This is a genomic window from Spiroplasma sp. ald (assembly GCF_044714355.1).
GTDB lineage: Bacteria > Bacillota_I > Bacilli_A > Mycoplasmatales > Mycoplasmataceae > Spiroplasma > Spiroplasma phoeniceum.
On sequence record NZ_RXFY01000050.1, the window covers coordinates 1 to 7,443 of the forward strand.

Below are 7,443 nucleotides of genomic sequence, written 5' to 3' on the forward strand. Positions count from 1 at the left end.
AAATATATTTTATAGGAATTTTAAAATAACTAGGTTATGCAAGAAATCTATTTAATAAAAGTATTTTCAGTCATATTTTTTTATCTCCTTTATTTTTTTATCGTATTTGATTTAAAATATTTTCAATATTATTAACTTTGTCAATTAAAGCTTCTATAATAATTTGTTCTAAATTGCTTAAATTGTTTTCTGTTGTTGTTTTAATTTCGTTAATTAAATCGCTAATCGTATTTTTAATATTATTTTCAAACATATAATTTCTTCTTTCTAATTTTTAATATTAATAATTCATCATTTATTTTTCTTAAAAATTAATTTTTTAATAATTTGATGGTTATTTTGGCATTGTAAAATCAAAAATCAAAGATTATAACTTATTTTTTGTTTGTTAATAAATTTTAATCTTGCTAAACAAGGTAGAGCATACTTTTTACAATATCAGCTACCTTTTCTGTTTTTGGTTAATTTTGTAAAGTACTCATTGATATAACACTGACATTTATTAATTAATACTGTCTTATTTGTTAATTTAATTTTTAACTCTTTTCAACAGAGTTCTTTTAAAGACACTTTCAAAATCTCCTTATAAATAGTAAGATTTCTAAATTTTTTATTGTGGAACACTAACTCTTTACCCATTGCAGGTTAAAGATTTATCCCCAAACCACAAAACTCTTTTATATTGCCTAAAATAATTGCCTGCATTGTGTCGTAGCGGTACGGACACCCCTGTATTGTTTATCCTCGCTTGCTTGGTTTTACGACATTCCAAGTAGGAGAGTTTTATTCGGTTGGTTTTGCTGTTATTTTCTTAAACTAAACAAGGTTAACGACAATTTTAATCTAATTAAAAAAGATAGAATTTTATATCTATCTTTTTCTTATTTTTTGGAAATTTTATACCAACCGAATATTTTACGCGGTCTTAACTAAAATAGAACCGGATTCAGTTAATAGGTATCAGTCTTGAGAAGGCTTTTCGCATTATATTACGAGAACTAATGATAGTTTAGCATATGAAAAATATGTATTAATTGGCCCAAAATATCAAGATAAATACCCCCGTTTTTTAGATCTTTTAGGTAATAATAAAATTGCAGTTGATTTTTGAACAACTATTCATGGCATTCATCTAAAAAATTATTTAGTTGATTATAAAAAACTTGATGTAACTAAAATTAAAAAATTAAATTTTGAACAAGTTTCTAGTTATTGAAAAGAATATACTTCGGATATAATTGCACAGCGTATTCCTCCAGATCCAAATCCGTCTAATTTTGTTGATATTTCTGGTAATTTTCCAGCAATTAAAATGAATGAAATTGATACGAATAAAATTCGTTCTTTAGTTTTAGCTTATGCTCAAAATTATATTAACCAAAAAGCAAGTGGGGCAAAATTAGGTATTGATTATTATGTCGTAACAAAAGAGGGTATTGATATTAGTAGTAATGTTGATACTTTGAAACCATTGTTAGATAATGCGATGGAACCAAAATATCTTAATATTATAATTAAAACAAAACAATTTTCCTCTATATTAATTGGTGAAGCTAATGGAAGTATTAAGAATTCACGAAATTATGATCCAGAAAAAGTAAAAGACTTATTAAAAATTAAATTTAATGATCAAAAATTTAACTTTGGTGATTTTTCAATTGAAGAAATGAAAAATTGAATTATAAAATATATTAATTTAGGATTAAAAAAATCTGATTATACAGATTTAGTTTTTAATAAAGACTATGGGATTTCAATTAACGATATTCCACCAACGGATGAAAATCATAATAATGTTCCTGGTTATTTTAATGATGAAATATTTTCTGATTTCTTAAATAATTTAGAAAATTCTAAAAAAATAACTGTTATAGTATATGCTAATGATGCAAGTGATTTAGCTGAAGGAAAAACCGAATTTGTTCTTGAAAATTATATTGATGGTAATAAACCTAATCCTGATCCAACCGATCCAACTAACCCTGTTGATCAAATTGACCCAAACCCCAATCCAATTGATCCGATAAATCCAGAAATGGCAACGTCAGGAGATAAAAAATATTTAGGATGATTCTTACCAGTTATTATTATTCCAATTATTGGAATAATAATTGGAATAATTTGATTTTATTTTCGTTTTAAAAAAAGAATTAGATGGTGTAATATTTACATTAAATTTAGGGAAAATATAAAATATTTTCCTTTTAATTTGTCAAAAAAATTATATATTTTATACTTGAATTTATAATTTATTGTTTGATATAATAAATAAAAGAGGAGTTTTATAAAATGATTGAAGATACAATAATTGCTCCAGCAACTGCAATGGTAAAGCAAGCAATTGCAATTATTCGCATGTCTGGAGTAGATAGTTATAAAATTATTAATAAAGTTTTTTCAAAAAAAATTATTCCACACGGAAATCAAATTTACTATGGTTATTTAAGAGATGGCAAAGAAATTATTGACCAAGTTATTTTGGTTTGTTTTCAAAAATCTAATTCTTTTACTGGAGAAGATATTATTGAAATTAATTGCCATGGTGGCGTATTAGTTACAAATAATATTATTAAGTTATTACTAAAAAATGGAGCACGTTTAGCAAATAAAGGTGAATTTTCACAACGAGCGTTTTTAAATGGAAAACTTAATTTAATTCAGACAGATGCTATTAATAACTTAGTTAATGCGACAAATGATACTAGTGCAAAAATAGCTTTGAATAATTTGCAAAATAAAAATACTTATTTAATTAGTACATATCGTGATGAATTATTAGATATCATTGCAAATATTGAAGTAAATATTGATTATCCTGAATATGATGGTGTTGGTGATTTAACTACACAAGAATTAAACCAACGGTTATTAATTTTAGAACAAAAAATTAATGATTTAGTTAAAATTAGTAAAGTTGGAAAAATGATTGATGATGGTATTAATGTCTTAATTTTAGGAAAGCCAAATGTTGGAAAATCATCATTATTAAATGCATTAATGAATGAAGATAAAGCTATTGTTTCTAATTTGCCAGGAACAACAAGAGATATTGTTGAAGGAAAGATTAATTTAGGACCATTAACATTAAATATTATTGATACAGCTGGCTTACGTGAGACAGTTGATAAAATTGAGCAAATTGGAATTGATAAAGCACGTCAACAAGTTATTAATGCTGATTTAATTTTAATTGTTGCTGATAATTATGCTGATTTAATGAATTTAAGTCCCGAACTTAAAAAACTAATTAAAAATAAAAAATATTTGTTAGTTTTAAATAAAAGCGATTTACTTAATATGCAAGTACAAAATGAAAATTTGCAACAAAATATTCTTTTAATTTCAGCATTAAACCGAGATATCAAGTCTCTTATTGATAAAATTTTAAATTTATATAAAACAGCCCAGATTACAAAAGATGATCAGCTAGTTTTGTCAAATATAAAACAAATTTCTTTATTAGAGAAGGTAGCAAATTCAATAAAAAATGCATATAATAATAGTACGAGTGGATTTCCGGTTGATATTATTAATGTTGACTTACATGATGCTTGAGAAATATTGGGTGATATTCTAGGTGAAAACTATGAAGAAGACTTATTAACAACAATTTTTAGTAAGTATTGCCTAGGAAAATAGGAGGAAAATATGCAAGGAATTTTTGACACACATTGTCATTTAATGTCACATGAATATGAGAACGAAGAAACATCAACTATTATTGCTGATGCTAAAATTAGTGGCGTGTTTTGACTTAATAATGTTGGTTATGATTTAGATTCTAGCCAAGCAGCAGTTCGCCATGCAATGCATTATGATAATGTTTTTGCAACAATTGGGTTTCATCCAACTGATGTTGCTAAATATGGGTTTTCAGATTTAGAGAAATTAGATCAATTATTAAATAGTGATAAAGTAATTGCTGTTGGCGAAATTGGTTTAGATTATTTTCATAAAACTGTTTCTCCAGATTTACAAAAGCATTGATTTATTAAACAAATTGAATTAGCAAAACAACATAATCTTCCACTTGCCATTCATTGCCGTGATGCTTATGAAGATTGTTATGAAATATTAAAAGAACAAAAAATAACACAAGGTTTGATGCATTGTTATAATGGAACAATTCAAATGGCTCAAAAATTTTTAGATTTAAGATTTTATCTTTCGTTTGCTGGTAATATTACTTTTAAAAATGCTCAGGAATTACGGGAAGTTGCTAAAATGGTACCATTAAATAAAATTTTAGTGGAAACTGATGCACCATATTTAACTCCTGATCCATATCGAGGGAAAAAGAATTATCCTAAATTTATTATGTATACAGTTAAAAAATTAGCAGAATTAAAGAATATGCCGGTTGAAGAAATGATTCGTATTACTAATAAGAATGCACGCAAGTTATTTAATCTTGATTAATTTTTAATTTCAAATTTAAAAATTACAATAAAAAAATATTAGGTTAACCTAATATTTTTTTTGCTTCAATTTATTTTCTTTTTTTACCTAATGACGATAATAATCCTTTTTCTTGGAAATTATATAAACCATTTTCGATGTTTTTCTTAATTGTTTTTTCAAAGATTTTTGTTCCTTCGATAACACAATTTAATGGATCTGAAGCTATTTTGGTTGGTAATTGGAAAATATCAAAGAAATATTTATCAATATTTCTAATTAAAGCTCCTCCTCCACAGATTGTAATTCCATTTCTCATAATATCACCAGCTAATTCTGGTGGTGTATTTTCTAATAATTCAATTACTAAATCTGTAATTTTAGAAAATGCATTTAATAAAACATTTCTAATTTCTTCTGAAAAGATTTTTGCTTCTTTTGGTAATCCTGAAACAATATCACGTCCGTAGATTTGCATTGATCTTTCGTTATGGTATTTAACTAATGAACCAATGAATTTTTTAACATTTTCAGCTGTTTTTTGCCCAATTGCAATGTTATATTCTGAACGAATGTATTTACGAATATCATCATCAAAATGATTTCCGGCAACTTTAATTGATCTTGAAACAACGATATCACCTGATGAAATAATAGCTAAATCAGCTGTTCCTCCACCAATATCAATGATTAAATGACCTTGAGGTAATTCAATATTAATTCCTGCTCCTAAAGCGCCCATTTTAGCTTCTTCTTCAATGATAACTAATTCAGCGCCCATTTCTTTAGCAACATTTTTTAATGCTTCTCTTTCAAGTTCAGTAACTCCACTTGGACATGCTAATAATACAATAGCATTTTTTCAAATGTTCATCATTTTCATTCTTGAAAAGATATGTTTTAATAAATCTTGTGCAGCTTCCATGTCTGCGATAACTCCATCTACTAATGGTGTTACCATTCTAATATCTCCGTGTGTTTTTCCTACCATATCATAGGCAGCTTTCCCTAAAGCAATTAAACTATTAGTTTTATTGTTATAAGCCATTAATGATGGTTCATTGTAGACTACACCTTGTCCTGAAACATATGCTAAAACATTAGCAGTTCCTAAGTCAAGAGAAATAAATGGTCTAGTTTCTGGTCTCACGTTTTTGTCCTCCTTAACAATTTAATAACTATTATAATCAATTAATGATTATTCTAGTAATTTAATTCTTTTACATGCATTGATTCTAATCTTAAGATATCAAAGATGTCTGATTCGAATTTTTTAGTTCCATTAATAACAGCTAATAATGGTTGTTCTCCAATTTTTGATGGTAATTGTAATGTATCTGTAAAGTAACGATCAATCCCGTTGATTAAAGCTCCTCCTCCACAGATTGTAATTCCATTTCTGAAGATATCACCAGCTAATTCTGGTGGTGTTTCTTCTAACACTTGAACTGTTAGGTCAATAATTCTTGACACTGGTACTTTTAATACTTCTCTGATTTCTTCAGGTGTTACTTCAATTTCTCTTGGTAATCCTGAAACAACATCACGTCCATAAACTTTCATTCTTCTTTCGTCAGGGTATTTTGATAATGACCCAATTTCGATTTTAATTTGTTCAGCAGTTTTTGATCCAATTTCTAGACCATATTGTGAACGAATGAATTTTTGTGCTTCATCATTTAAGTAATTTCCAGCAACTTTAACTGATTTTGATAATACGATATCTCCTGAGGCAATAACAGCAATATCTGTTGTTCCTCCCCCCATATCAATCACTAGGTTTCCAGCAGGTTTGTAAATATCAACCCCGCCACCTAATGCAGCCATTTTAACTTCTTCTTCTACAAAAACTTTTGATGCTCCTAAGTTCATAGCAATTTTTTTCAAAGCAGCTTTTTCTAATTCAGTAATTACTGATGGACAAGCCAATAACATAATTGAATGTTTTAATTGTTTTGTAATACGTAGTTTTGTAAAGATATATCTTAATTGTGCTTCTGTTGCACGAATATCTGTAATAACTCCGTCAACCATTGGTCTAACAATACGAATTGACTTATTTCCTTTTCCGATCATTTTGTAAGCTTCGGCTCCTACAGCAATAATTCTGTTTTCTTTAATTCTGTAAGCAACAATTGAAGGCTCATTGTAAATGATTCCCGAACCTGAAACATATACTAATGTATTAGCAGTTCCTAAATCCATAGAAACGAAAGCCGGTTTTTTTGCACTATTAAATAAAGCCATGTAATTTTGTCCTCCTGTTTCTTGTTAAATTAATTAGTTAGATTAATATATTTGTGATTAATCAATAAAATGAATTGCAAGTCTCTATATTTATTTTCAGATAGAGAATACAATACAAAAATATTATAACATAAATCCTAATCTTTTGTAGAATAAACAATGAAATAGGACAAAACAACTCTTATTAATTAAAAGAAAGGAGTTGTTTTTTTAATTAAAAAATGACTCACTTAACATGTTAAATTATTTAATTTCATATTTTTGTAAAAATAAACTATTAAAAATTAAATAGTGTTTTAAGTGTATCAAAATTGTACTTTTTTTAACAATCAATGTTTTAAAACAATGTTTTTAATCTTTGTTTCTTAATAAACATTGAACTAAAGCAGTTGTCTACAACATTGATTATAAACAATGTTTTTAATGGAGGTTTTTATATGTATAAGAAAATTAAGAAAAAAACATTGAAAAAAATCAATGATTTAGCAATCAATTCTTCTTATGTATCTAAACAAAAAGAAATATTAGAAAAATGAATAATTTAAATAATAAATCAATAACAAATATTTTTATTAACAATAAATTAATAAAATTACGAACCAATAATGCTATTTTTATAAATTTACCTAATCATGGTAATCATATAGGATGATGGCTTAATAAAGTTTTTGTTTATCAAAGCAAAAAATATATTGATTAGACTTCTTGCATAACCTAGTTATTTTAAAATTCCTATAAAATATATTTAAAATAGAAATTATAGGAATCTAAAATTATGAAATTTGATAAATTTGATTT

At 26.3% G+C, this 7,443-nt stretch carries 5 protein-coding genes and 1 pseudogene; 3 read left to right on the plus strand and 3 right to left on the minus strand.

Annotated elements, in window-relative coordinates:
• Positions 1-97: 97 nt before the first annotated feature.
• Entirely contained in the window at positions 98-253 is a 156-nt protein-coding gene (locus tag EHU54_RS03415; protein ID WP_400248951.1) for a hypothetical protein, read from the minus strand.
• 672 nt (positions 254-925) lie between these two features.
• Between EHU54_RS03415 and EHU54_RS03420 the strand changes: the two are divergent.
• The 3 genes and pseudogenes from EHU54_RS03420 to EHU54_RS03430 form a co-directional block, all read left to right on the plus strand.
• A pseudogene (locus tag EHU54_RS03420) lies at positions 926-2,155 on the plus strand (hypothetical protein); the annotation flags it as partial.
• Positions 2,156-2,289: 134 nt separating this feature from the next.
• On the plus strand, positions 2,290-3,639 hold the full coding sequence (gene mnmE / locus EHU54_RS03425; RefSeq protein ID WP_400248953.1) for a tRNA uridine-5-carboxymethylaminomethyl(34) synthesis GTPase MnmE: 1,350 nt from the start codon (positions 2,290-2,292) through the stop codon (positions 3,637-3,639).
• A 9-nt stretch (positions 3,640-3,648) separates the two neighbouring features.
• A complete protein-coding gene (locus EHU54_RS03430) occupies positions 3,649-4,419 on the plus strand; it encodes a TatD family hydrolase (RefSeq protein ID WP_400248954.1) in 771 nt (256 codons plus the stop codon).
• 70 nt (positions 4,420-4,489) lie between these two features.
• On the opposite strand, the gene EHU54_RS03435 is transcribed toward EHU54_RS03430, so the two are convergent.
• Entirely contained in the window at positions 4,490-5,548 is a 1,059-nt protein-coding gene (locus tag EHU54_RS03435) for a rod shape-determining protein (protein ID WP_400248955.1), read from the minus strand.
• Between the two features lie 53 nt (positions 5,549-5,601).
• Positions 5,602-6,645, minus strand: a complete 1,044-nt coding sequence (locus EHU54_RS03440; protein WP_400248956.1) for a rod shape-determining protein — start codon at positions 6,643-6,645, stop codon at positions 5,602-5,604.
• Between the last annotated feature and the right edge of the window lie 798 nt (positions 6,646-7,443).